Annotated in this window: 20 protein-coding genes; 5 read left to right on the forward strand and 15 right to left on the reverse strand. The window is 64.8% G+C overall.

The genetic code is table 11. The annotated features are described in order from the left end of the window. Window positions 1–123: 123 nt before the first annotated feature. The gene (locus tag JG743_RS01095; RefSeq protein WP_202297264.1) at window positions 124–921 is read right to left on the reverse strand and encodes a DUF2259 domain-containing protein; all 798 of its coding nucleotides are present in this window, start codon (window positions 919–921) and stop codon (window positions 124–126) included. Between the two features lie 152 nt (window positions 922–1,073). On the opposite strand from JG743_RS01095, the gene JG743_RS01100 reads away from it, so the two are divergent. From JG743_RS01100 to JG743_RS01110, 3 genes are all read left to right on the forward strand, one after another. Then, window positions 1,074–2,981: a propionyl-CoA synthetase gene (locus JG743_RS01100; RefSeq protein ID WP_202297266.1), complete on the forward strand. Its 1,908-nt coding sequence runs from the start codon at window positions 1,074–1,076 to the stop codon at window positions 2,979–2,981. A 169-nt stretch (window positions 2,982–3,150) separates the two neighbouring features. Next, window positions 3,151–4,230 (forward strand): acyltransferase family protein, encoded by a 1,080-nt coding sequence (locus JG743_RS01105; protein ID WP_202297268.1) that lies wholly within the window; start codon window positions 3,151–3,153, stop codon window positions 4,228–4,230. Window positions 4,231–4,461: 231 nt separating this feature from the next. Then, window positions 4,462–5,163 (forward strand): metallophosphoesterase family protein, encoded by a 702-nt coding sequence (locus tag JG743_RS01110; protein ID WP_244673033.1) that lies wholly within the window; start codon window positions 4,462–4,464, stop codon window positions 5,161–5,163. Between the two features lie 22 nt (window positions 5,164–5,185). Here the strand turns inward: JG743_RS01110 and JG743_RS01115 are convergent, their stop codons facing one another. From JG743_RS01115 to JG743_RS01140, 6 genes are all read right to left on the reverse strand, one after another. Beyond that, a complete protein-coding gene (locus JG743_RS01115; protein WP_202297280.1) occupies window positions 5,186–7,570 on the reverse strand; it encodes a polysaccharide biosynthesis tyrosine autokinase in 2,385 nt (794 codons plus the stop codon). 167 nt (window positions 7,571–7,737) lie between these two features. After that, a complete protein-coding gene (gene galU, locus JG743_RS01120) occupies window positions 7,738–8,634 on the reverse strand; it encodes a UTP--glucose-1-phosphate uridylyltransferase GalU (RefSeq protein ID WP_202297282.1) in 897 nt (298 codons plus the stop codon). A gap of 73 nt (window positions 8,635–8,707) precedes the next feature. After that, a complete protein-coding gene (locus tag JG743_RS01125) occupies window positions 8,708–9,658 on the reverse strand; it encodes a glycosyltransferase family 2 protein (RefSeq protein WP_202297284.1) in 951 nt (316 codons plus the stop codon). Then, window positions 9,648–10,595, reverse strand: a complete 948-nt coding sequence (locus tag JG743_RS01130; protein WP_202297286.1) for a glycosyltransferase — start codon at window positions 10,593–10,595, stop codon at window positions 9,648–9,650. The genes JG743_RS01125 and JG743_RS01130 overlap by 11 nt, the downstream gene beginning before the upstream one ends. Then, window positions 10,595–11,590, reverse strand: a complete 996-nt coding sequence (locus JG743_RS01135; protein WP_202297295.1) for a glycosyltransferase family 2 protein — start codon at window positions 11,588–11,590, stop codon at window positions 10,595–10,597. The genes JG743_RS01130 and JG743_RS01135 overlap by 1 nt, the downstream gene beginning before the upstream one ends. Before the next feature lie 15 nt (window positions 11,591–11,605). Beyond that, window positions 11,606–12,778 carry a glycosyl transferase family 1 gene (locus JG743_RS01140; RefSeq protein WP_202297297.1) on the reverse strand — a complete coding sequence of 391 codons (1,173 nt, stop codon included), beginning with the start codon at window positions 12,776–12,778 and terminating at the stop codon, window positions 11,606–11,608. Between the two features lie 193 nt (window positions 12,779–12,971). Between JG743_RS01140 and JG743_RS01145 the strand changes: the two genes are divergently transcribed. Further along, complete coding sequence (locus tag JG743_RS01145) at window positions 12,972–14,468, forward strand: lipopolysaccharide biosynthesis protein (protein WP_202297299.1); 1,497 nt, start codon at window positions 12,972–12,974, stop codon at window positions 14,466–14,468. A 31-nt stretch (window positions 14,469–14,499) separates the two neighbouring features. Next, window positions 14,500–15,522: a phosphoribosyltransferase gene (locus JG743_RS01150; RefSeq protein WP_202302365.1), complete on the forward strand. Its 1,023-nt coding sequence runs from the start codon at window positions 14,500–14,502 to the stop codon at window positions 15,520–15,522. 61 nt (window positions 15,523–15,583) lie between these two features. Here JG743_RS01150 and JG743_RS01155 read toward each other — a convergent pair whose 3' ends face one another. The 8 genes from JG743_RS01155 to JG743_RS01190 all read right to left on the reverse strand — a co-directional run bounded on the left by JG743_RS01155 (window position 15,584) and on the right by JG743_RS01190 (window position 23,975). Next, entirely contained in the window at window positions 15,584–16,663 is a 1,080-nt protein-coding gene (locus tag JG743_RS01155; protein WP_202297301.1) for a glycosyltransferase, read from the reverse strand. A gap of 63 nt (window positions 16,664–16,726) precedes the next feature. Beyond that, window positions 16,727–17,176 carry a hypothetical protein gene (locus JG743_RS01160; protein ID WP_202297304.1) on the reverse strand — a complete coding sequence of 150 codons (450 nt, stop codon included), beginning with the start codon at window positions 17,174–17,176 and terminating at the stop codon, window positions 16,727–16,729. A 13-nt stretch (window positions 17,177–17,189) separates the two neighbouring features. Then, window positions 17,190–18,632 (reverse strand): GMC oxidoreductase, encoded by a 1,443-nt coding sequence (locus JG743_RS01165; protein ID WP_202297306.1) that lies wholly within the window; start codon window positions 18,630–18,632, stop codon window positions 17,190–17,192. Window positions 18,633–18,731: 99 nt separating this feature from the next. After that, window positions 18,732–20,063 (reverse strand): UDP-glucose dehydrogenase family protein, encoded by a 1,332-nt coding sequence (locus tag JG743_RS01170; RefSeq protein ID WP_202297308.1) that lies wholly within the window; start codon window positions 20,061–20,063, stop codon window positions 18,732–18,734. A gap of 147 nt (window positions 20,064–20,210) precedes the next feature. After that, window positions 20,211–21,089 (reverse strand): endo-1,3-1,4-beta-glycanase ExoK, encoded by an 879-nt coding sequence (gene exoK, locus JG743_RS01175; RefSeq protein WP_202297310.1) that lies wholly within the window; start codon window positions 21,087–21,089, stop codon window positions 20,211–20,213. 141 nt (window positions 21,090–21,230) lie between these two features. Further along, on the reverse strand, window positions 21,231–21,623 hold the full coding sequence (locus JG743_RS01180; protein WP_202297312.1) for a hypothetical protein: 393 nt from the start codon (window positions 21,621–21,623) through the stop codon (window positions 21,231–21,233). A 126-nt stretch (window positions 21,624–21,749) separates the two neighbouring features. Further along, a complete protein-coding gene (locus tag JG743_RS01185) occupies window positions 21,750–22,763 on the reverse strand; it encodes a glycosyltransferase family 2 protein (RefSeq protein ID WP_202297314.1) in 1,014 nt (337 codons plus the stop codon). A gap of 63 nt (window positions 22,764–22,826) precedes the next feature. Then, window positions 22,827–23,975: a nucleotidyltransferase family protein gene (locus JG743_RS01190; RefSeq protein ID WP_202297316.1), complete on the reverse strand. Its 1,149-nt coding sequence runs from the start codon at window positions 23,973–23,975 to the stop codon at window positions 22,827–22,829. Between the last annotated feature and the right edge of the window lie 49 nt (window positions 23,976–24,024).

Here is a 24,024-nt window from a genome sequence, read left to right on the forward strand (position 1 = left end):
GCCGGCGGCGTCGGGTTGATGCTCGCGGCGTTGCCGCTTTAAGCCGGTAGACAGTGCGGACAGGCAGGAACGGTGCCTGGCATCGTCGCCAGGGTTTGCATGCCCCGGCCGGGCCGGCGCTGCTCAGCGCGCCTGGCCGGTGACGGCGATGAAGCGGCGGTCGCGTCCTTCGAAGCCCTGGCTGAAGCGCTGCACGAGCACGGCGATCACCGCAGGCTTGCCTTCGGGCGCGAATTCGTAGGTTTCCGACAGGGAGTAGGACGTCGGGCAGTTCCGCGAGCCGGGCACGGCCTTGTCCTCATGCAGCACCTTGATCGGCTTGCCATCCTGGCCCTGCAGCGTCAGGCGGAAACCGAGCGCCTTGCCCGACGCATCGGCAGCCTGCTGCGCCTCATCGAAGCTTGCCGAGCAATCGGTCTTGCTCTCCGCCAGGATCTGGTCGAGCTGGATGGTCGAGATGCCGAGCTGGTCATAGGTCGGCGACAGCCATTTCTGCGAAACCTGCTCGAGCCTTGCGATGTCGTTGTAGGCGACGGTCTCGTCCGGGAAGGTGAACTTGTCGAAGGCGGTCCGGTCGCCGCGCGGCGCAATGGCATATCTAGCGAGAATGGGAGCCGCTTCGGCCGCGGCCTGCTTCCGCGCCTGATCGACGGTCATCGTCGCCTCCTCCGATTCGTCAACGATGCGGATCGGCTTGCCGCCGACGAATTCATCGGTGCGGGTGTCGATGATGTCGATCTCCGAATAACCGGAGGCCGAAGCGCCGGCGTCGAGCTGGCCGTACTGCTCGAAGGCGAAGTAGGCGCCGTCAGGCGAAAAGCCGATGATGCGCCGTGCCGCGGCATCGCCGGCCTGGGCTGGCCCGGCTGACGTCGCCAGCGCCGCCCCAAGCAGCGCTGCACGAATGATCGGGATCTGCATTGTCCCCTCCATCGCAAACTCGACCCGGCGGCGATGGTGCCGGATATTTGCGGCCAAGGCGAGATCGGCCATCGACGAAATTCGGGGAAGACATGGCCGGCCGGAACGGCATAGGCTATTCGAGGGCGGCAAATTTCCGGGGAGGAAGCTGGATGGCGTCACGCTACCACGAGGTCTATGAGGGTTGGAAACGCGATCCGGAGCAATTCTGGGCGGACGCTGCGAAAGCCATCGACTGGTATTCGCCCTACGAGCGCGTCTTCGATGCCGAGGCCGGCGTCTATGGCCGCTGGTTCCCCGGCGCCTCCTGCAACACCTGCTTCAACGCCATCGACCGCCATGTCGCCGGCGGCCGTGCCGACCAGGTGGCGCTGATCCATGACAGCGCGATCACCGGCACGATCAGGAAATTCACCTATGCCGAGCTGAAGCGCGAAGTGATCGCGCTCGCCTCGGTGCTGAAGAACCGCGGCATCGGCAAGGGTGACCGCGTCATCATCTACATGCCGATGGTAGCGGAAGCGGCCTTCGCCATGCTCGCCTGCTCGCGCATCGGCGCCGTGCATTCTGTGGTGTTCGGCGGCTTCGCCTCGCATGAGCTCGCCACCCGCATCGACGACGCTAAGCCGAAGCTGATCATCTCGGCATCCTGTGGGCTCGAGCCCGGACGCACCGTCGCCTACAAGCCACTGCTCGACACCGCGATCGAGCTCTCCAGGCACAAGCCTGACGCCTGCCTGATCCTGCAGCGTGACCAGTCGCGCTGCGACCTGAAGGACCATTACGACATCGACTATGCCGACGCGGTTGCCCGCGAGCGCGCCGCCGGCGCCAATGTCGACTGCGTTCCGGTGCTGGCCACCGACCCGCTCTACATCATCTATACGTCGGGCACGACCGGTCAGCCGAAGGGCATCGTGCGCGACAATGGCGGCCACATGGTCGCCTTGAAATGGACGATGGAAAACGAGTTCGGCGTCAAGCCGGGCGAGGTGTTCTGGGCGGCTTCCGATGTCGGCTGGGTGGTCGGCCACTCCTACATCGTCTACGGCCCGCTGCTGCATGGCGCGACCAGCGTGCTGTTCGAGGGCAAGCCGGTCGGCACGCCGGATGCCGGCACCTACTGGCGGGTGATATCGCAGCATGGCGTGGTGGCGCTGTTCACCGCGCCGACCGCCTTCCGCGCTATCAAGGGGCAGGACCCGCGCGGCGAGTTCGTGCCGAAATACGATCTGTCGAAATTCCGCACGCTGTTCCTCGCCGGCGAGCGCGCCGACCCGGAAACCATCAAATGGGCCGAGCAGAAGCTCGCCGTGCCGGTGATCGACCACTGGTGGCAGACCGAGACGGGCTCGCCGATGACCATCAACCCGGCCGGCCTTGGGCTCTTACCGGTGAAATACGGATCACCCGGCGTGCCGATGCCGGGCTACGACATCCGCGTGCTCGACGATGCCGGCCATGAGGTGCCGCGCGGCACGCTCGGCAATGTGGTGGTCAAGCTGCCCTTGCCGGCCGGCTGCCTGCCGACACTGTGGAACGCCGACGCCCGCTTCCGCCAGGCCTATCTCGAGGAGTTCCCCGGCTTCTACAAGACGGCCGACGCCGGCATGATCGACGAGGACGGCTATCTCTATGTGATGGCCCGCACCGACGACATCATCAATGTCGCCGGGCACCGGCTGTCGACGGGGGCGATGGAAGAGGTGCTGGCCGCCCATCCGGACGTCGCCGAATGCGCCGTCATCGGCATCGCCGATCAGATGAAAGGCCAGGTGCCGCTCGGCTTCGTCGTGCTCAACGCCGGCGTCGCGCGCGACACCGCGCTCATCGAAAGCGAGGTGGTGGGGCTGGTGCGCGAGCGCATCGGCCCGGTCGCCGCCTTCAAGACGGTGGTGACGATCAAGCGCCTGCCGAAGACGCGCTCCGGCAAGATCCTGCGCGGCACCATGCAGAAGATCGCCGACAAGGAGGCATGGACGATGCCGGCGACGATCGACGATCCGGTCATCCTCGACGAGATCACCGCGGCGCTCAAGGGACGCGGCATCGGGGTGTAGCCGGGCATGCATGGTCGCTCGCGATAACGGGACCGGCACGGAAAAAAGTGCGATTGCCAGCCGATGACAGCGGCGCGACATTTGTGATTGCCGCGGCGCCCGATCTTTTGTTGTGCAATGCAGCAAATCACCCTACAGTTGCCGTGGGGGGCCATTCCCGCGGCACGGCATGGCTCAGCAGAAAACCACCTTTGGCGGCGTCGATATCCTGCGGTTCCTGGCCGCAGTGCTGGTGATGTTCTATCACTATGGTTTCTGGGTGTGGGCCTTTCCCGGCGGCATCTCGGCGCGCGCCACCGGCGGCATCCCGCCGCATCCGGAGATGGCCCTGCTCGGCTCCGGCTGGGTCGGCGTGCAGGTGTTCTTCGTCATCAGCGGCTTCGTCATCGCCTTCAGCGCCGAGAAATCGACGCCGCTGCGCTTCTTCGAGGCCAGGGTGAAGCGGCTGGCGCCGGCGGTGTGGGTCTGCGCGCCGATCACTGCAGCGGTCTTGCTTCTCACCGACCTCAGCTGGCCGACGGATGCGGTGATCCGGGTGGTCCGCACGGCGCTGTTCGTTCCCGTCGACCCGTGGGTCGACAGCGTCTACTGGACGCTCGGCATCGAGATCGCCTTCTACGCCATCGTCTGGATCCTGCTGCGGCTTGGCCGCTTCGACCGGATGGAGGCCGTCGCCATCGTCATCGGCCTGATCAGCACGTTCTTCTGGTGCCTCTATTATCCGCTGGACATGTCCGATCTGGCTGAGACGCGCTGGCTGCAGCTGACGCTCGTGCATCATGGCTGCTTCTTCGCGCTCGGCGTGATGCTATGGCTGATGCGGTTCAAGGCGGTGACGCCGGCGCGGCTTGGCTTCTCGGCGCTGTTCCTGGCCGGCGGCGTGCTGCAGATCATCAGTTCGGTCGACGTGCACAGCCTCAAGATCGAGGCGGCGATGCCGTACACGCCGCCAATCCTCATCTTTCTCGCCGCGGTCGGGCTGATGGCATGGTCGCTGCGGCTCAATCTGTCCTGGCGCGGCTGGCGCCGGATCGGACTGATGACCTATCCGCTCTATCTGCTCCACGACGTCGTCGGCGCTGCCATGCTCGGCGCCCTGGTCCGCGCCGGCGTGCCCTACCTTTTGTCGATCGCCGCCGTCGGCGCAACGATGATCGCGGCAAGCTGGCTGGTAGCGATCGAGGCCGAGCCGCGCATCCGGCTGCTGCTCGACCACACGGTGTTCCGCTACCGGCTCAAGGCGGCGTAATCGCCGCAGATCCTCGTCCGTAGGAACCTTGCCGTAATCTGCCTGGGCCGCAACGGCGGGTCACTGGTATGGAAATTCCGGCCAAGCATGATAATCGAAGATTCATGCATGCCGTGTGACATGCTCCTCAGAAACGGACCTCCCCCAGCGAGCATCGAGCCTCATTCCGTGAGCCTGTTCCAGCGATCGAGACGACCCCGGACCGCGCCGCGCGATCGCCTGGAATTGGATATGCAGGACACGGTCGTCTATGCGATCGGCGACGTGCACGGCTGCTACAAGGAGTTGCGGGCGCTGGAGCAGAAGATCCTGCTCGACGCGCTGCCCTTTCGCGGGCGCAAGATCATCATCATGCTTGGCGACTATGTCGACCGCGGCCCGAACTCGAAACGCGTCCTCGATCATCTCATCGCGCCGGCGCCGAAGGGCTTCCTGCGCGTCTGCCTCGCGGGAAACCACGAGATTGCGATGCTCGGCTATCTCGACGGCCATCTGTCGCGGGAACTCTGGCTGGCGATCGGCGGACTCGAGACGCTCTATTCCTACGGCGTCGACCCGGCACGCCTTAGTGACCTTTATGGTTCAAGCGAGGAGGTCGACCGGCGCATCCGCGAGGCCATTCCCGCCAGCCATGTCAGCTTCATGCGCTCGCTGCCGGTATTGGTCTGCTCGCGGAAATTCGTCTTCGTCCACGCGGGCATCCGGCCGGGCATCGACCTTATCGAGCAGGACGAAGACGACCTGCTCAACATCCGCTCGGAATTCTTCGAGAAGGCCCATCTCCTCGACCGCTGGGTCGTGCATGGACACACGATCGTGGATGTGCCGAAGTTCGAAGGGCGCCGGCTTGGAATCGATACCGGCGCCTTCCAGAGCGGGCGGCTGACCGCCGTCAGGATCATCGGCAAGCACGGCAAGCTGATCACGTCCTGACCTGCCGGACCGCCCGAGGGTATCAGGCCGCGGCCTTGGTTCGTGCCTCCGACTTCTCCAGATAGTAGCTCGAATAGCGGTCGAAGAATTTCTCGGAGCCGCCGAGCGATCCGTATTTCGCCAGCCGCTTCAGATCGACCTTGTTGAGCACGGCGCCGATGATCTTGTTGGCGACGTAGGGTTCCGATTCCAGCATCGAGCGCACCATGGCGCGCGGCGTGCGGCCCCATTCGGTGACCAGCACGAAACCGTCGACGAGCGGCGCGAAGGCCTTGGCGTCGACCACTGGACCCAGCGGCGGCAGGTCGACGACGATGTATTCGAACGTCTCCTTGGCGTTGTCGATGAAGCGGCGCATGCCGGCCGAGGAGAGCAGCTCGCTGGTGTGCGAGAACTGGCCGCGCAGCACGGCCGGGATGATCGCGAGCTTCGTCTGCCGGTCGACCTTGCCGACCGACTGCCAGGTCTGGCCGCTGACCACCGCTTCCATCAGCCCCTGCTCGGTTTCCATGCCAAGGCTGCGGCTGAGCCCGGGATTGCGCAGATCGCCATCGATCAGCAGCGTCCTGGCACCGTTGGCGGCCAGCAGCCCCGCGAGGTTCGCCGCCACCGTCGACTTGCCCTCGCCGGGCAGAAGCGAGATCACGCCGATGACGCGGCTGCCCTGGCCTTCCATCACCACGTCGAAGGCGATCTTGGCATTGCGCAGCGTTTCGGCGAACATCGATGCCGGCGCGTCGATGCTGACCCGCATTCGCGCCCGCTTTTCCGCCGCCGACAGGCTGGCGACCTTGGGATCGGCTTCGGCGTCGTCGGGCTTGCTGTCCTTGCCGGCCTTGCCGCCGCCGATCGTCGGCAGGTAGCCGAGGAATTTGAGGCCGACGCGGTCGCGGACGTCGTCACCGGTCCGGAAGAAGCGCTCGTTGAACTCGTTCAGACCGCCAAATCCGGCGCCGAGCAACACGCCAAGCACGAGAAAGAGCGCCAGCACCTTGGACGTGCGCGGGCTTGCCGCGGAAAGCGGCATCGTCGCATCGGAAATGATGCGCACCTTGCCGACCGGGAAGGACTGCTGCTGCGAGGCCTCCTCATAGCGGCCCAGGAAGGTCTGGTAGAGCGTGGTGAGCGCAGTCGCCTGCTGGTTCAGATCGCGCAGCTTGACCTGTGACTGGTTGTCGATGGAGCTCTTGCCTGCCGCGTCGGCGATCTTCTGCCTGAGCGCCGTCTCACGTGTCTGAGCCACCTCATACTCGTTGCGGTAGTTTTCGGTAAGCTGCTTCAGCTCGCCAAAAATCTGCGCCGACACGTCGGCCTTCTCCTTGGCAAGCGCGACCGCCTGGGGATGGTCCGCACCGTAATTGGCCGAAACATCCTGCAGCCGCTTGGCGATGGTGAGATAGCGGGTCTTGAGCGTCGTGATGACCAAGCTGCTCGGCTGATCGCTCGCGATGGCCGAATCGTTGAAGGCGTTGTCCGAGCCGCTGTCGACGATCGCCTTGTATTGCTGATAGCGGGCGCTGGCGCGCGCCGTATCGGCCTGCGCGACGATGAGCTGGGCATTCAGGTCGGCGAGCTGCTTGTCGCTCATCAACTGTCCGTCGCTGTTGGCGGACAGGCCGTGCTCGGCCCGGAACGTCTCGACCGCCATCGACGCTTTCTGCGAGCTTTCGCGAAGCTCCGCCAAGCGGCCCTGCAGCCAGACCGCCGCGCGTTCGGTGGCGTCGAAGCTGGCGTTGAGCTGGTCAGCGAGATAGGCCTCGGAATAGGCCTTGGTGATCGCCGTCGCCAGCGCCGGGTTCGGCGACTGATAGCCGATGGCGATGACATAGCTGCGGCCGTTGCGCTGCGCCAGCACCTCGCTCTGCAGCTTCAGCACGGCATAGTCGTGGCTCGCTTCCTTGATCATGGCGTCGCGCGTCGCGGCGTCGACGTTCTCCATGCCGGGAATCTCGTCGGCCGTGCTGCTGCGGAAATAACCAACCACGCCGCGCAGGAAACCGATGCCCTTGGCCAGAGCCGATTGCGGCGGGTTCATGAAGTCCTGGTTCTGGTCAAGCTTAAGCTTGTCCACGACCACCGAGGCCAGGCGGGCCGAGTTGATGATCTCGATCTGGCTGAGCAGGGCGGCGTCCGTCTGCATGGTGACGGACGCGGCCGAGATGTCGTCGACAACCTTGTTCAGCCCCTCGTCGATCAGAACGCTGGCGACCGACAAATACTGCTTGGGCGTGGTCTGCAGATAGAGCACGCCCAGGAACAGGCCGATGATCGCGCACACCGCCACCACCTTGACCTGCCGCGCGGCCATGCCGAGCAGGCGTTCGATGTCGATGAAGTCCTCACCTTTTTCCGCGTCCGCGCTAGGCAATGGCGTCCTCTTGTCGAGGGGAAAATTGGCATAGTTCATCGTCGGTCCAATTCCAGGTTGCAGGCGCTATCGGCCTTCGAAGATTGGCGTCGTCACCAGAAAAGACCACGCAACATTCATGCCAGAAAGCGCTTGGCCGGGTCGGCCAAGCGCGGCGGCGTTTGTCGCGCCATCATCGATACGCATATGCACCCAAAAGATGGGCATTATGCGGCTTCTTCCCGGCGTTCATGCGTCCGGACGAATTCCTGCAGCATCTCGAAGATCGGTCCCTTCATGTCGTCGCGCGCCAGAGCGAAGGCGACATTGGCCTGGATGAAGCCCTCCTTCGAGCCGCAGTCGAACATGCGGCCGTTGAAAGGCTGGGCAAAGAACGCCTGCTTTTCGGACAGCCGGACCATGGCGTCGGTGAGCTGGATCTCGTTGCCGGCCCCGCGCTGCTGGTTGCCGAGCAGCGCGAAGATCTCCGGCTGCAGGACATAACGGCCGTTGATGTAGAAGTTCGACGGCGCATTGGCCGGCGCCGGCTTCTCGACCATGGCTGTCACCTCGAAGCCGGTGCCGATCTCAGCGCCGCGGCCGACGATGCCGTATTTGCTGGTCTCGCTCGGCTCGCAGCGCTCGACGGCGATGACGTTGCCGCCGGTGCGCTGATAGAGGTCGACGGTCTCGGCAAGGCAGCCGCGCCCGCCGAACGACACCATGTCAGGCAGCAGCAGGGCGAAGGGCTCGTCACCGATCACCTCGCGCGCGCACCATACGGCATGGCCGAGGCCCTGCGGCGATTGCTGGCGGATGAAGGACGTAGCGCCGGCGACGGGCAGCAGGCTTTCCAGCGACTGCAGCTGCGCCTTCTTGCCGGTCTGCTCCAGGGTCCCGATCAATTCAGGATGCAGGTCGAAATAGTCCTCGATGACCGCCTTGTTGCGGCCGGTCACGAAGACGATGTGCTCGATGCCCGCCTCGAAGGCTTCGTCCACCGCATATTGGACGACCGGCTTGTCGACCACGGGAAGCATTTCCTTCGGCATCGACTTGGTCGCCGGCAGGAACCGCGTTCCAAGCCCCGCCACCGGTATGACTGCCTTCCTGACTTTCTTCATTGCATAGTCCTTTTGAGAAGATCGATTTCAATATGCCGCAGGCCATGAACCCTCGTTTCATCAGCCCGCACTCTCACCTCCCCGTCCCCACGGCAAACTGTGCCGCCACCCTTCGCAACCGGACGGCGATCGGCATGCTCATATGCCTGACCGCCGCCGGATCACTCAGCGCCGTCCATATCGCCCTGAACGGCGAGCGCGCCTTGATGTGCTGGACCAGCGACAGGAACGATGCCGCCTTGCGCAGGCTGCGGCCGCGCCTGGCAAAAGCAGCCGCGGCGGCCGCGTCCATGAGATGCGTCTCGGCGAATTTGGCGTCGGCCGCGCGCATCGCCTCGACATGATGCAATTCAAGCACCCGCGAGATGGAGCCGGTGCGGATGTGGTAGACATAGCCGGTCGTCGGCTCGACCACGCATTTGCCGCCCTTGGCGAGCGCGTTGGCGAGCAGGATGTAATCCTCGCCGATGATCAGCTTCTCGTCATAGCGAAGGCCGTTTTCGTTGAGGAAGTCGCGCTGGAAGATCGGCTTGAGATAGCCGAGGTTGAAGCGCGACTCGAAGACGATGTTGCCGGCGATGTAGTCGGCGAGCGAAATCTCGCCCAGGCCCTCGAGATAGTCGGCCGGAAACATCGTGTCCTCGGGCACGCCGTCCTCGCGCACGACCTGGAGATTGTCGACCGCGATCACCGCGCCCGCTTTTTCCGCCCGCGCGATCATGGCGCCAAGCCGCCCTGAGAGAACCTCGTCATCGGAATCGAGGACCGCCACCCATCTGCCCCGCGCGGCCTCGAGGCCTGCGTTCCTGGCGCCGCCGGGGCCGCGATTGTGCTCAAGCGCGACGACCCGCACGATGTCCTCGGGGTAGGATCGCGCCACGTCGAGCGTCCGGTCACGCGAACAGTCGTCGACGACGATGACCTCGACGGAAACGTCGCGCTGGGCAATGGCGCTGGCGATCGCCCGGTCGAGGGTCGCCTCGGAATTGTAGGCGGCGATGACGAAGCTGACGTCAGGTTGCATGCTTGCCTCCTTCCTGCGCGGAGGTGAGGCCGTACTGGCGAATCTCGCGGACGCCGACGAGGCCGCTAATGACGCCGACATGCATGATGCCGCGCAGCACGCTGCGGTTCCTGCGCACCGGGCTGATCGCGGTCAGCGCCGCCATGCCGAAACAGTAGGCCGCTTTGGCCGAGGCGAGGCCGACCTGGGCGACGCGCCTGATGCCGCTCGCGCCATTTCCGATGAGGTGTCCGTGCGTCTGCCCGAAACGGAAGCGGCGGCGGCGCAGCCAGTCGAACGCCGCCCTGGCATGCGGCACCACTTCCTCGACCAGAGCATCCGGTGAAAACGCGATGCTGCCGCCGTCCCTGACCATGCCGTCGAAGAACTCGGTGTCCTCGCCGCCGGTCTGGCCACGCGCCAGGCTGAAGCGGCGGCCGCGCAGGCTCGCCTCGCCGGTTCTGAGCAGGACGTTGCAGGTGTAGCCGGTGCGGATCTCGCCACGCACCCAGACCGGTAAGGTCGAATGAAAATCCCCCTTGCGCATCCAGGCCGGTGCATCCTGTCGGTAATGCGCCCGCACGGGCCCGAGCACGGCGGTGGCGCCGCTCGCCTCGGCCGTGGCGACAAGTTCGGCCAGCCAACGGACCGAGGCGGTCTCGTCATCGTCGATGAAGGCGACAAGATCGGAAACGCTGGCATCGAGGCAGGCATTGCGCGCGATCGAGATGTTGCGCGCCGGTGCGTGGCGGTAGCGGATCGGCAGCTTCAGCTCCTGCGCCAGCGCCTTGACCAGCGGCTGGGCGCTTGGCTGATCGTCATTGTCGGCGACGACGACGCCGACCTCGAAGCCGGGGGGCCTGTCCATGGCGGCGATGGAACGCAGCGTGTCGGCGAGCTCGGCCCGCCGGAACGTGCAGACGCAAATATCGATCGAGCGGCTTTGCGCGACAGCCATCACGCCACCCCGCGCTGCGATCGGCCGCCGAGGAGCTGCAGCCAGAAACCGACGGACCAGCCGAAATGCATGACCATCGCCGACACGCCGACAAGCGTAAGGCCAGGATTACGCTGACGGATGGCGGTGGCGATGCCGTAGCCGAGGCAGACCGCCGCCCACACCAGGAACGGCACCGCCGCCAGCCAGTGGACGAAGGAGAAGGCGGCAAGCAGGACGACCGGGAAGACCAGCAACGGGATCATCTGCCGGACCTTGGGCACCATGCGGTGCTTGAGCACGTTCCTGGCGCGGCCGCGGCCATAGCCGAGATACTGGAAATAGAGGCTCTTCAGCGACGAGCGCGGATAATAGACCATCTGCGTCCTGCCGCTCATCCAGATGCGGTAGCCGGCCTGGCGCAGCCGGTAGTCGAGCTCGGCATCCTCATTGTGGCTGAACGTCTCGTCATAGCCGCCCACCGCCCTGAAGGCCGAAATGCGCATCAACGCGTGGTGGCCATGGTCGACCCATTCGCCCGCCGACAGGTGCCGGTGCTTGGAGCCGCCGGTGCCGAGCTTGGAATTCTGCGCCGCCGCCACCGCCTGCTGCACCGCGCCGGTGCCGCTAGTCAGCATGGAGACGACGACCGAATCGGCGCCAGTGGCCAACGCCTCCTCGACCAGCCGGTCGCAATAGTCGTCGGGGTAGCCGCCATGCGCATCGATGCGGATGAGATACTCCGCGCCATCGCCATGGCTGGCGACTGCGAGATTGATCGCCGCACTCTGGATGCGCTGCGGGTTGTGCAGCAGGACGACCTGCGCATCCCTCGCGGCGATCTCCCCGACGATGCCAAGCGTACCGTCGGTGCTGCCGCCATCGGCGACGATGATGCGGGCGCCGAGCCTTTGCGCTGCGGGCCGCAGCTGTTCGAGCAGCGCGCCGATATGGGCGGCCTCGTTCAGGCACGGAATCACGATCAGGCTCGATGCTGACGTTGCGGTTGGCGTCATCCGGTTCTGTCCATCCTATGCCAGCGCTTCGGCCACGAAGGGCCCCGGCGCCGCCACAAGCCCACGCAGCTTGTCGACGAAAGCCCGGCAGTCGTTGCGGTCGTAGCTCCAGGTCCTCGGGTTGCGGGCCAGCACGCGCGCCTTGAGCTTGCCGAAGCGCTCCTGCTCCATCCGCCCGAGCGCGGTTTCGAGCGTTTCGGGCGTCGCCTCGGACAGCAGGACGCCGATGTCCTGCTGATTGAGGAAGCGGCCGGTTTCGGTGTTGCCCATCGAGATCGGCACGGCGCCGAAGCGGCAGCCCTCATAGAGGCGGTTGGGCAGCAGCCATTCGGAGTTCTGCCCTGCCTCGAAGAAATCGATGGCCCAGGAAAAATGCACGTCGCCGTAGATCGCCGCCATGTCTTCAGGGTTGCGATAGGGCCCGCGAAAGGAGAGCCAGGGCTCGGCCTCGACGAAAGCGTGGAAATCGGGAAATTCGGAGAGCGCCGGACGGCCGCGCAGGACGACCTCGAAGCGCCCGTCGAGACGGCGGGTGAATTCGGCCAGCAGTTCCAGCGAGCGGCGGCAGCGCAGCGCGCCGAACCAGCCGATCCGCCAGGGGGGAGCCGCGGGAATTTCCGCCTTCAATCGCTCGTCCACCGTCACCGCCGCGGCGTCGAAATATTTGTTCTCGACCAGTTCGACGGGTGCCGCGACCTGCTCGAACGGCTTGAAATAATTGGCGATGAAGGCGGGCGACGAAGTCACGAGGAGCTTAACGTCGCGGGCAAGATAACGTTCCGCGCCACGCAGCGCCTTGCCGACCAGATCGTTGCGCAGCACCAGGCGGTGGATGTCGAGGCATTCGTAGACAATCGGGACCGCGCCCCCGAGCGCCGACTTGGCGCGGCGGGCAAGCGCCAGCATTTCGAGGTTGCGCGCGATGATGAGGTCGGGCCTCGGCACCGTCGCCAGCTTCGCACCGATGCCGAACGCAGCCCTGGCGATCGCCGCCAGGCGCTGGCCGAATCGGCCGTCGCGCGTCGCGCCGAGATCGATCGGGCGCAATCCTTCGATGTCGGCAACCGGGCTGGCGGCGCGGCGGAAACCCGCCAGCGTGACCTTGGCCCCGCCTGCCCTGAGCATTGTGATCCGCCGGCGAACCGCCGGGTCGGATACGTCATGCACAAGGTACAAGACATGCAGCATGAAACTCGACCGCTGTTGGCCCACCCACGGCGAAGTTAGTACAGCTCTTGCTGCATCGCAACATTTTTGGTGCAGCGTAGCAAATATCCACGTTTTTTGTTGCGCTGCACCAAAAATGCCGTAGTTTGTGGGACGGCGGCGGGCGCCGGTCACGACATTGTCGGGAGCGACGCAAAAATCAGGGATCCTGAATTTGGAAGCCAGTGCATTCGACCCGCCAGAGGGCTCTCTCCGCAGATCGGTCGGGCGCGGCGCCGTTGTCACGGCCATGGCGCAGTCCGTGCGGGTCGGGACGCAGATCGTTTCCGTCATCGTGCTGTCGCGGCTGCTGTCGCCGCAGGATTTCGGCGTCGTGGCGATGTGCGCGCCGGTGCTTGCTTTCATCGCGCTGTTCCAGGATTTCGGCCTGACGCAGGCGACGATCCAGAAAAGCGGCATCACGCATGAGGAGGTCAACTACCTCTTCTGGATCAATGTCGCGGTCAGCGCCGTCCTGGCCTGCCTGCTCGCCGCCGCCGCGCCGCTGGTCGCGGCCTTCTATGGCGAGCCGCGGGTGTCGGGCCTTGTAGCTGCGCTCGGCCTGCAGATCATGGCCTATGGGCTAGGCGCCCAGCATCTGGCGCTGCTGACGCGCCGCATGCAGTTCGCGCGGCTTGCCGCCATCGACGTCACCAGCGCCGTCGCCGGGCTTGCCGTGTCAATCGCCTGGACCTTCATCGACCGCTCCTATTGGGCGCTGTTTGCCGGTACGCTGACCGGCGCGGTGCTGCCGACGCTCTGCTACTGGGCAAGCTCGCGCTGGCGCCCCGGCCTGCCGCGCAAGGTCGAAGGCATCAGCCAGCTCATCAATTTCGGCGCCGGCATTACCGGCTTCAACTTCGCCAACTTCTTCGCCCGCAACCTCGACAATGTGCTGATCGGCAAATATTGGGGCGAAGCCCAGCTCGGCCTCTACGACCGCGCCTACAAGCTTTTGCTGTTCCCGCTCAGCCAGATCACCAATCCGCTGTCGAAGGTGATGGTGCCGGCGCTTTCCAGGCTGAAGGACGAGCCGGACCGCTACCGCAGCGCCTATCTGCGCGTCATGCCGCTGATCCTTCTTGTGGCGCTGCCGGGCGTCGCCTTCGCCACCGCAATGTCCGACGTGGTCATCCCCTTTGTGCTCGGCGAGCAGTGGCGACAGAGCTCCGGCATCTTCCTGGCGCTCGGCTTCGCCGGGCTGCTGCAGCCGCTCAACAATCCGGCCGGCTGGCTGTTCGTCAGCCAGGGCCGTTCGGGCGATTTTATGCGCTGGGGCATCGTCACGGCGGTGACCTCTGTGCTCGCCTTCCTGGTCGGCCTGCCCTATGGCGCGATCGGCGTGGCGGTCGCCTATGCGGTGAGCGAGTATCTGAGAACGCCTTTCCTGTGGCTCTATATCGGCAAGACCGGGCCACTCAGGGCGAGCCACGTCCTGCAGGCGGCGACGCCCTTCGTGCTTGGCGCGCATCTGGCGCTTGCCGCGGTGTGGTTCGCCAAGCCGTTCCTGCCGCAGCAGCCGATCCTGGCCATGGCCGGGGCTGTGGTCATGTCCTACATCGCCACCATCGTGGTCGCGCTGGCCTTCGCCTCCGGGCGCGAGGCGCTGCGCGAAGCCCTGAAGCTGATACCGACGCGGGCGCCGGCGGCTGCCCCCAGCGGAGCGAAATAACATGCGCACATCCGAGGACCCGACCAAGACCATGCACTACCGCTCGATCTCAGACATGAACGACGCGATCGTCAGCAACCTTCACCGCCTGCCGCGCGACATCGACCTTGTCGTCGGTGTGCCGAGAAGCGGCATTCTCGCGGCAACGCTGGTCAGCCTCGCCGCGAACATTCCGATGACCGATCTCGACAGCTTCCTTGCCGGCAAGATCTATTCGTCCGGCATCACCAAGCGCCGCGCCGCGCTCGACCGGCAAGCCGCCGAGATGCGCAAGATCCTGGTCATCGACGACAGCGTCAGCGGCGGCAACGCCATGCGCGACGCGCGCAACCGGATCGAGGCCGCCGGCATCAAGGCGGACTTCACCTTTGCGGCGGTGTTCGGGCTCTTGTCACAGCACAAGGAAACCGATGTCGTCTTCGAGGTGGTGCCGCATCCCAGGATGTTCCAGTGGAACTTCATGCACCACAAATTCCTCGAGCAGTGCTGTGTCGACATTGACGGCGTGCTCTGCCTCGACCCCACGGAAGCGGAAAACGACGACGGGCCGGCCTATGAGAAATTCCTGGCCGAGGCGCGGCCGCTGCATGGTCCGACCCGCAAGATCGGCTGGCTGGTGACCAGCCGGCTGGAAAAGTACCGCAAGCTGACCGAAGCCTGGCTGGCCAAGCACGACATCAAATACGACCACCTGATCATGCTCGACCTGCCGAGCAAGGCAGAGCGGCAGCGGCTTGGCGTGCATGGCAGCTTCAAGGCCGATTTCTACGCCAAGTCCGACGCCATCCTGTTCATCGAGAGCGAGCACCAGCAGGCGCTCAAGATCGCCGAGCTGTCGGGCAAGCCGGTGCTGTGCGTGGAGACCCATCTGGTCACCTATCCCGACGCGCTGTCGCTGCCGGCGCTCAGCCAGGCGGCGCGCAACCTGCCGGCCAGATTGCGCCAGATCAACTCGCCCGACGGACGCAAGTCCGTGGCCAAGAAGGTGGCGCGCACGCTGCTCGGCGAGCGCGGCTACGAGACGCTGAAGAGCCGGGTCAAGCGCCCAGCCTGATCGCGACAACAACTCGAACAAGCTTGGAGGCAGCGCCCGCAGGGGGCGCTGCAGCCGAACCCTAAGCAGCCTTTCGCGAAGACTGTTGCGCCGCCCTGTCGAGCAGCGAGAAGAAGGTGGCGAACTGGCGCTCGGGGTTCAGGGCGGGGCGCTCCGAGAAGGCGCGCGCGGCTGCTGAAAGCCGCTGATACTCCTCAGTGTCGTTCCAGAGCCGCCTGACCGCCGCCACCCAATCGTCGAGCGGGCCGTCATAGTCGAGCACGACGCCGCCCGAGCCGATGGCCTCGGGCAGGCCGCCGCGCCGCGAGCCGACGACGGGGATGCCGCTGCAATGCGCCTCCGATGCGACACGGCCCCAGGCCTCCTCCCACTTGCTGGGAGCGAGCAGAATCTTGGTGCGGCCATAAACCGTCTTCATGTCGCTGGTGCGGTTTTCCAGCCTGATGTTGGAGAAGGGCGCGATCGTCGCCTCGATCCGGGCCCTGTGATCGTCGTCGAGCTTCCAGCTTTCGACGAAGAGGAACTGGATCTCGGGGCAGGCGCCGGCGATGCGCACTGCAAGATCAAAGCCCTTTTCCTCGTAAGGGTTGATCAGGGTGACGAACTCGCCGGTCGTCGGCGTGTTGTAGGTGGCCGGATTGATGGTCGGCGGAATGACCGTGGAATCGATGTCGAACTTCTCCTTGTAGGTGCGTGCGGTGAACTCCGAATTGGCGATGTAGAGCGCCGAATGCAGCTCGCGCAGGTCGCCGCCCAGTTCATGGAATTCGACGTTGCGGAGGTAGACGACCAGAGGCACGCCCTCGGCCTGCAGCGCCTTGCCGATCGGAACCGACTTGTGACACTGCACGACGGCGACGTCCGGCCTCAGCTTCTTGACTGCAAAGCCCGCCGCCTCCCAGGGAAACCAGGCCCGCACCACCGGATAGCCAGGATAGCTGTCGATGACGGCGCGCTGCCTGAGCAGCTTCATCTTGGCGCGCGCCTTGTAGCCGAAGACGCCCTGGCCGAACAGCGCCGCCAGCACCGACGCCTCATGGCCGTGCTCGATCAGTTGCTCGACCAGATGATGGGTGCTGGACTGCACGCCGCCGCTGAACTGGGGAGTGTAGCCATTGCCGCCTGCAAAGAGGACTTTCATGGATAGGGCTCCTTGTCGTGTTTCGTTCGGAAGCTGGCCAGGACCAGCGTCTTGCCTCCGGCCTCAAGCGACCTTCGGCGGCTCCAGATTCGCGAATGGATTGGTGCATGGATGCCAGCCGGTGAAGCGGATCGGATCGCCTGGCGAGCTGCGCCAGGCATAGTCGGTCAGCATGTGGAACTCGGCGATGACCCAGCGCTCGAAATGCGTCAGGTCTTCCCGCTTATCCCGCGGCAGCAGCCGGCGCGCCTCGCCCAGCTTGACCGTCTCCAGCAGGGTGACCGCGTCCGCCACCTTAGTGCTCGGGAATATCCACGGATTGCGGTTGGAGAACTCAAGCACGAATTGCTGCAGGTGCTCTATGCGCATGTTCAGTTTGCCGAAATACTTTTCCAGCGTGACGCGCACGAGATCCTCGTCCGAAAGCGAGGACACGGCGGCATAGGCGATGCCGGTCGAGGCGACCCCGCCGGCCATCACGGCCAATGCTGCACGTCGAGTGATCTTCATCATGCCGACAGCTCCTTCATGCCATCCGACTCGCCGCCCGCAACGACAGGGCGGCCGCCGTCAGGCTGGGATTGACGCAGGAGCAGCTCGGATAGGTGCTCGTGCCGACGACGACGAGGTTCCGCTGCTGATGATGGATCATGTCGCGGTCGACCACCGAATCGGCCGGGCCGGTGCCCATCCGCAACGTGCCCTGCACATGCGATTCGGTCGGCCGGATGCCGCGGTCGAAGAGCTGCTCGACTGGCAGCGGCTGAAGCAGCGCGGGCAGCTTTTCCAGCGCCTTGGCCATGCCCTTGACGGCATAGTCCGACGCGCCCTTGAAGCTGACGAAGGCGTTCTCGTCCTTGTCGAGGATCACCCGGTTCTCCGGGTCGAGCAGGTTTTCGGTGACGACCACCAGCGGCAGCACCTGCCGCAGCCGTCCCTTCTCGGCGCGCATGCCGTGCTGCCAGCGGTTTTCGAAATAGACGAGCGCCGCCGCGTGCTCGGCCCGATGCGGACCGTCATAGAGGCCGAAATTCAGGCCGGTGGTGATGGTGCTGCCGTCGAAATTGTCGACGCCGTCGAGATAGGCCTCGAAGTTCCAGCCATAGGATTCGTGCAGGCCGAGACCGACGAATTCGCCGCCAAGGCCGGAGCGCAGCATGATCGCCGGGCTCTGGATCGCGTTGGCGCCGAGCACGAACAGGTCGCCGCTCGCCGAATATTCCTTGCCGCCATGCACGAACGTCACCGAGCGGACGGAGCCGCCAACGTGTTCGAGCCGCCGCACTTCCGAGCTGAGGCAGACCGAGACGTCAGGATGCTCGAAGACATGCATCAGGCCGTTGTTGACGGTGAACTTGGCATCGGCCGGGCACAGCCAGCAGCGCAGATTGGCGCAGCAGGCGCCGCGCAGCGCGGTCGCCACGCGGGCGCGCGCCGTCGGCATGACGAAGTGTTGCTCCGGCTGCGCCGCCTTCATCATCAGGTCGGGCGACGACATGCGGTGGGGCGGCTGCGGGAAGGGCTTCGAGCGCGGCAGCATCCGAGCCATGTCCGGGTCGCCGGAGATCGACATGACCTCCTCGGCGTCGCAGTAGAACGGCTCCAGCTCGTCATAGCTGATCGGCCAGTCATTGCCGACGCCGTATGTGCTCTTCAGCCTGAAGTCGTTGGGGTGGAAACGCGGCGTCTGCGCGAACCAGCAGTTGGTGCCGCCGCCGAGGCCGATCGTGTAGTTCCACGGCTTGTCGGAGTTGGTCTTGTAGGTGCTCTCGTCGTCGATATCGGTGTTGGCGTTCTGGCCGAGCTGCCATTCGTGCGTGTTGTGCCGGCCCCATTCCAGGACCAGGACACGGGCCTTCCGCCGCTTCAACAGGCCGTGCAGGAAGAAGGCCGAACCGAAACCGGAACCGATGGCGATGATATCGAAATGCTCGTTGGCGATTTGCTCGGGCCTGATATCCAGCACCATCAGATAGAACCCTTTCTGGATACGCGTATGGTCACCGGCGGCCTCGCTGTCGTTCGTCGAGGCCGAACCGGTCCTTCAGGCTGATGTCGGCGCATGCCCTCACGCCGCCATCCTGCCGATGCTGAAATATTCGATGCCGTAGCGGGCGATGACCTTGGGATCGTAGAGGTTGCGGCCGTCGAAGATCACCGGCGTGGTCAGTGCATCCTTGAGCGCGTCGAAGGAGGGCGCGCGGAAGCTCTTCCATTCGGTGCAGATCAACAGCGCCTCGGCGCCGCGCAGCGCGGCCTCTTTCGTGCCGCAGAGCAGAAGATCGTCGCGCAAGCCGTAGATCGCCTGGCATTCCTGCATCGCCTCGGGATCATAGGCCTGAACATTGGCGCCGGCCTGCCACAGTGCTTCCATCAAGACACGTGCCGGGGCCTCGCGCATGTCGTCGGTGTTGGGCTTGAAGGCCAGGCCCCAGAGCGCGAAGGTCTTGCCCTTGAGGTTGCCCTTGAAATAGCGGTGCACCTTGTCGAACAGGACCGATTTCTGCTCGTTGTTGCGCTCCTCCACCGCGCGCAGCAGCTTGGCGTCGAACTTGACGCCTTCGGCGGTCTTGATCAGGGCGCGCACGTCCTTGGGAAAGCACGAGCCGCCATAGCCGAGGCCGGGATAGATGAAGTGGTAGCCGATGCGCGGATCGGAGCCGATGCCCTTGCGCACCTCCTCGATGTCGGCGCCCAGCTGCTCGGCCAGATTGGCCATCTCGTTCATGAAGCTGATCTTGGTCGCCAGCATGCAATTGGCGGCGTATTTGGTGAACTCGGCACTGCGCACGTCCATCACGATCATCTTCTCGTGGTTGCGGTTGAACGGCGCATAGAGCTCGCGCATCACCGCCTCGGTGTCCTCGCTAGAGGTGCCGACGATGATACGGTCGGGCTTCATGCAGTCGGCGACGGCCGAGCCTTCCTTGAGGAATTCCGGATTGGAGGCGACGTCGAAAGCCAGATCCTCGCGACCCCTCGCCTTCAGGGTCTCGGCGATCTTGGCCTTGATCTTCTCGCAGGTGCCGACCGGCACCGTAGACTTGCCGACGATGATCTTGGGCGTCTCCATCTCGCGGCCGATGGCCTCGGCGACGGCGAGCACATATTTGAGATCGGCCGAGCCGTCCTCGCCGGGAGGCGTGCCGACCGCGATCATCTGGATCTGGCCGTGCTTCACCGCCGCCACCGCGTCGGTGGTGAACTTGATGCGGCCGGCGGCGTGGTTCTCCTTGACCAGCGTTTCGAGCCCGGGCTCGAAGATCGGGATCAGGCCCTGGTTGAGCCGCTCGACCTTTTTCTCATCAATGTCGACGCACACCACCTGGTGCCCGACTTCCGCGAGCACGGCGGCCTGCACGAGGCCGACATAGCCAATTCCAAAGACGGTCAGATTCATTCGGTTTTGTTCCTGTTCAAGGCCGTCTTCGGTCCGGCCGGTTCAGATGTTGCCTGGCCGTGATCCCCACGGCTGTTTCCTATTTAAGCACGATTCCGAAAGCGGTCGCCGCTTCTGCCACGCTTGGCTTTCCTTCGGAACCATACGCTAGTTGCTGTTGGCGCCGCTGCTTATGCTGCACGCCAGCGATTCCTTGAACTGGCATGGCTCGCCCAGCGCCGTAAACGCGACGCGTTCCACCTGCATGGTGACCTTGCGGCCGGGGTCGGAAAAGGGGCCCATCCAGTTGGTCAGCTTGTCGCTGCCCCAGAGGCTGAAGAATATCTTCTGCGAATGGGTCGGCAATTCCGCTGGGTCGGTCACTTCCTGGACCAGCTTGCCGTTGACGTAGAAGCGCAACCGCTCTTTCTCCCAGACAAAGCCGTAGTCGTTGAAGCCCTTGTCGGTGCCGCCCTCGACATCGGCGAGCTTCTCATTCTTCGGCTTGCCCAAGATGTAGGTGTTGACCTGGACCTTCGAGGTGTCCTTGGTCAGGACCTCGAAGTCGATCTCGTCCCAGGGCTGCTTGTCGGCGGGGCCGATGTAGGAAAAGAAGGCGGCGTTGAGGCCGGACCCGGTGTCGGTCTTCATGCGCGCTTCATAGGTGCCGTAGCCATAGCGCTTCTTGGTCTGGATCTCGCCGCAGGCGAATTCGCGGTCCTTGGTCTGGCGCTTCTCGAAGCCCAGCGTCAGCACACCATCGGAAAGCCCGACAAGGCTCTTCGACCAGGTGCAGTTCTGGTGTGGGCCGTTCGACCAGCCGTCGGAAACATACCAGCGCGAATGGTCGAAATTCGAGAAGTCATCGACGAATGAGGGCGCGCTCTGCACGTCCTGCGCCCGCGATGGATGCGGGGCTGCAACCAGGCTTGCGGCCACGGCCACAAGAAACGCGCCAGCTGTGGATAGCCGCCGCAGGCCCGCTCTCGGCTCGAACCGCATGACATCGGCCGCGACGATGGGGATAGTCTTCGGATCTGCGTTCATACCAACTCACCTTTGTGCTGTTCCGCCCCAACCCAAAGTCGTCCAATGACCCGCCTTGCGGGCCGTTTGCGATCCTCCGCCCTAGAACTCCTTGTCTGTGCCTCGTACCTAGCCTTTGCCCTGCGGACCTCGTTCGTGCCGTCAGCGCGCGCCCGCCGACTTGACGAAACCGCTCCGCGAATCGGAGCCCTGCGCACTTTCGTCGACAATCGCGTCGAGCGAATGACGCAGTTCCTTCATCAGGCCGTTCTGCCGGGCAAGCTCGGCAATGCGTCGCTCGCAGTTCAGGATCGACTTCGTCAATTCGTTGACTTCCGACGACTTGCCTGTCGACGCCGATCCGTTCTCCATCGCCTCGACCAGGAAAGCGGCGTTCGTCGCCTTCGACCGGTAGCGATTCTCAAGTCCGGTCTTCTCCGCCTCGATCTCGCTGGAGATCTGGTCCAGCAGCCGCGCCAGACGATCGTAACGCTGGAGGTCGGTCTGCCGGTCCCGGGCCGGATCCCTGGATCTGAAGCCGAATATCGAAGCCATCCGGTTGGCCTTCCAAAATTGCTGCACCGCAACATACACTGCCATTCCGAGGCCGAGTAGGCAACCTCGGAGTTAGGCAAAGGCGATTTTTTTCGATCCGAGACCGAGGCCGAGCCGCGGTCCGGCTTACTTTTCAACAGCTTGAGCGGCCATCAGGAAGCGCATCGGCGGCACCGGCCGCTTGGGGGCAAGGCCGGTCTGGCGAAAGAGCGCCTCGAGCTTGTCGGCGGCGACGCCCCGGACGATGGGGATCAGGTTCGACTGGCTCGCCAGCGCATAGGCGGCGGCCGATGCCAGGCCACGCTCGGCCTTCACGTCGAGGAAATTGCGCAGCCGGTATTTGTCACGCACGTGGCGCTCATGCTTCCTGAGCGCCGCCTTGGACGTTTCCGGCAGCGTGTCGATGGCAAGCAGCGCCAGGTCCGCGTCGGCCAGGCGCTTCAGATCCTGCGTCTTGTGGCGGCCGCTCAGCGAATCGGCGCGCACGATGGCGCCATAGCCGCAAGACCTGATGACCTTGAAGCGGGCGCCGCAGGCGACGGCGCGGGCATAGAGCTCATAGTCCTCGCCGAGGCGCAGGTTCTCGTCGTAGCGCAGGGCGTGGCGATCGAGGAAGGCCCGGCTGATCACCGGCTTCAGAAAGCCGAGCTCGCCGCGCTGCACGCGGCGCCTGGAGATGTTGCCCTCGACGAAACGCTCGAAGTCGAGGAATTCCGGATCGGCCGAAAAGGACGGGGCGACGACCTTGGAGACATCGGTCGCCGTGTCGTCCCTGATCAGCATGATGTTGTCGGCGGCGAAATCCCAGTCGGTGCTGGCGAACAGCCTGCGAAAGCGGCCTTCGAGGAAGAAATCGTCGGCGTCTAGGATGCTGATGAAGGGTGAGCTTGAGCCGGCGATCGCGGCGTTGCGGGCAAAGGACGGGCCCCGGTTCACGTCGAGACGCATGACTTTGAGCCTGCCGCTGCCGTCATCGGCGGCGCGCGCCACCTCGGCGGTGTCGTCGGTGGAGGCGTCGTCGACGACGACGACTTCAGCCGCTTCCGGCTCGCGCAGCGCCGACGCTATGGCGGCTGGGATCGTTCGGGCGGCGTTGCGGGCGGCGATGATCACGCAGACCCGGGAAGCTGTGCTGGACATCAATTCACCTCTCGATCGAACGAGTTTGTTTCGAATTTCCTGCCCCATGCCCCAAAATGATCGTCACCGGCCACCTGCTTCGCCGACTGCCGGCCGTTCGAAAATGCGCCGGCTGAGATCGGCCGAAGCCGCCCAGCCGGCCTCGGCCAGATAGCGGACCGGCGCGCGGCCGCATAGTTCCCATAGCACCGTCCGGCGCTGCGGCCAGCGCAAGGAGGACAGCCAGGGCGCGATCACCATGTGGAGGAGATCGGCGTTGTCGATGCGCGACAGTATCCGCGTGGCGCGCTCCGACAGCAGCGTGCCCGTGCCGCCAAGCAGCACATCGGCGGCCCTGAGGCCAAGCAGCAGCGTATCCGCCAACCCCTGCCCGGCCGCGTAGTCGAGCACGCCCTGCTGCTCGGCCTCGCTCAGCCGGCTGGTGCTGGCCCTGACATCGCAGACATAGCCGGCGCAAGGCTCGCGGTTAAAGAAGGCCTTGGCGACGCTGATGCAGGACAAAAGCAGTGTGTCGGAAGCCGAGATGAAGGGCACATGATTGCCGGCGATCCCGACCTCGCGCCTGCGCCGCAGGAAGCCATCGGTGTCGCGCGGGCTCGGCGACCCGGGCTGCTGCAGCCGGTAGTGAAGGTCGACGGTGGACGGCCTGAACTCGCCGCCGCGGATCATGTGCTGCTCGCCAAGGAAACGCAGCCACCAGAGCGAACGCGACTTGCCGGCGACCTCGTAGCCGATCGCGCGCAGCGCCTCGCGCGCCCTGGCGAAGCCTGCCTGCGAAACGAGGATGTCGACATCGCCCGACGGCTTCATGAAGTGATCGCCATAAAGCAGCTGCTGCTGGAACGGCCCCTTCAGGAAAACGAATTCGATCTGCCTGTCGCGCAGCGCCTGATGAATGGCCAAGGAATCCATGATGCCGGACGAATTCATCGAGACCGTGCGGCGGCGGTAGGTGTCGAGCCAGCCGAGCAGTTCCGACGGCGCTTCGCCGGCTTTGGCATGGGATAAGGCCTTGAGCACGAAGATCGCGACCTTGTTCAGCCTGGCGATGTCGGCGACGGTGGCGATGGAGATTGACGGCGCCAGCGCCCCGCCTGCCGCCGCACCCGAGCCGGGCGAGAAGAACAGCCTCAGGCACGCCTGAACGTAGGCGACTTCGTCGGCGCAGTCGGTGGCGCGCAGCCTCTGGTAAGCACTTTCCTGCACGGCCATTCCCGACAAGGTCCTCGCAAAAAATCCGCCCGGCCTGTTATATTGCAAC

Origin of the sequence: Mesorhizobium sp. 131-2-1 (genome assembly GCF_016756535.1) — a bacterium.
Taxonomy (GTDB): domain Bacteria; phylum Pseudomonadota; class Alphaproteobacteria; order Rhizobiales; family Rhizobiaceae; genus Mesorhizobium.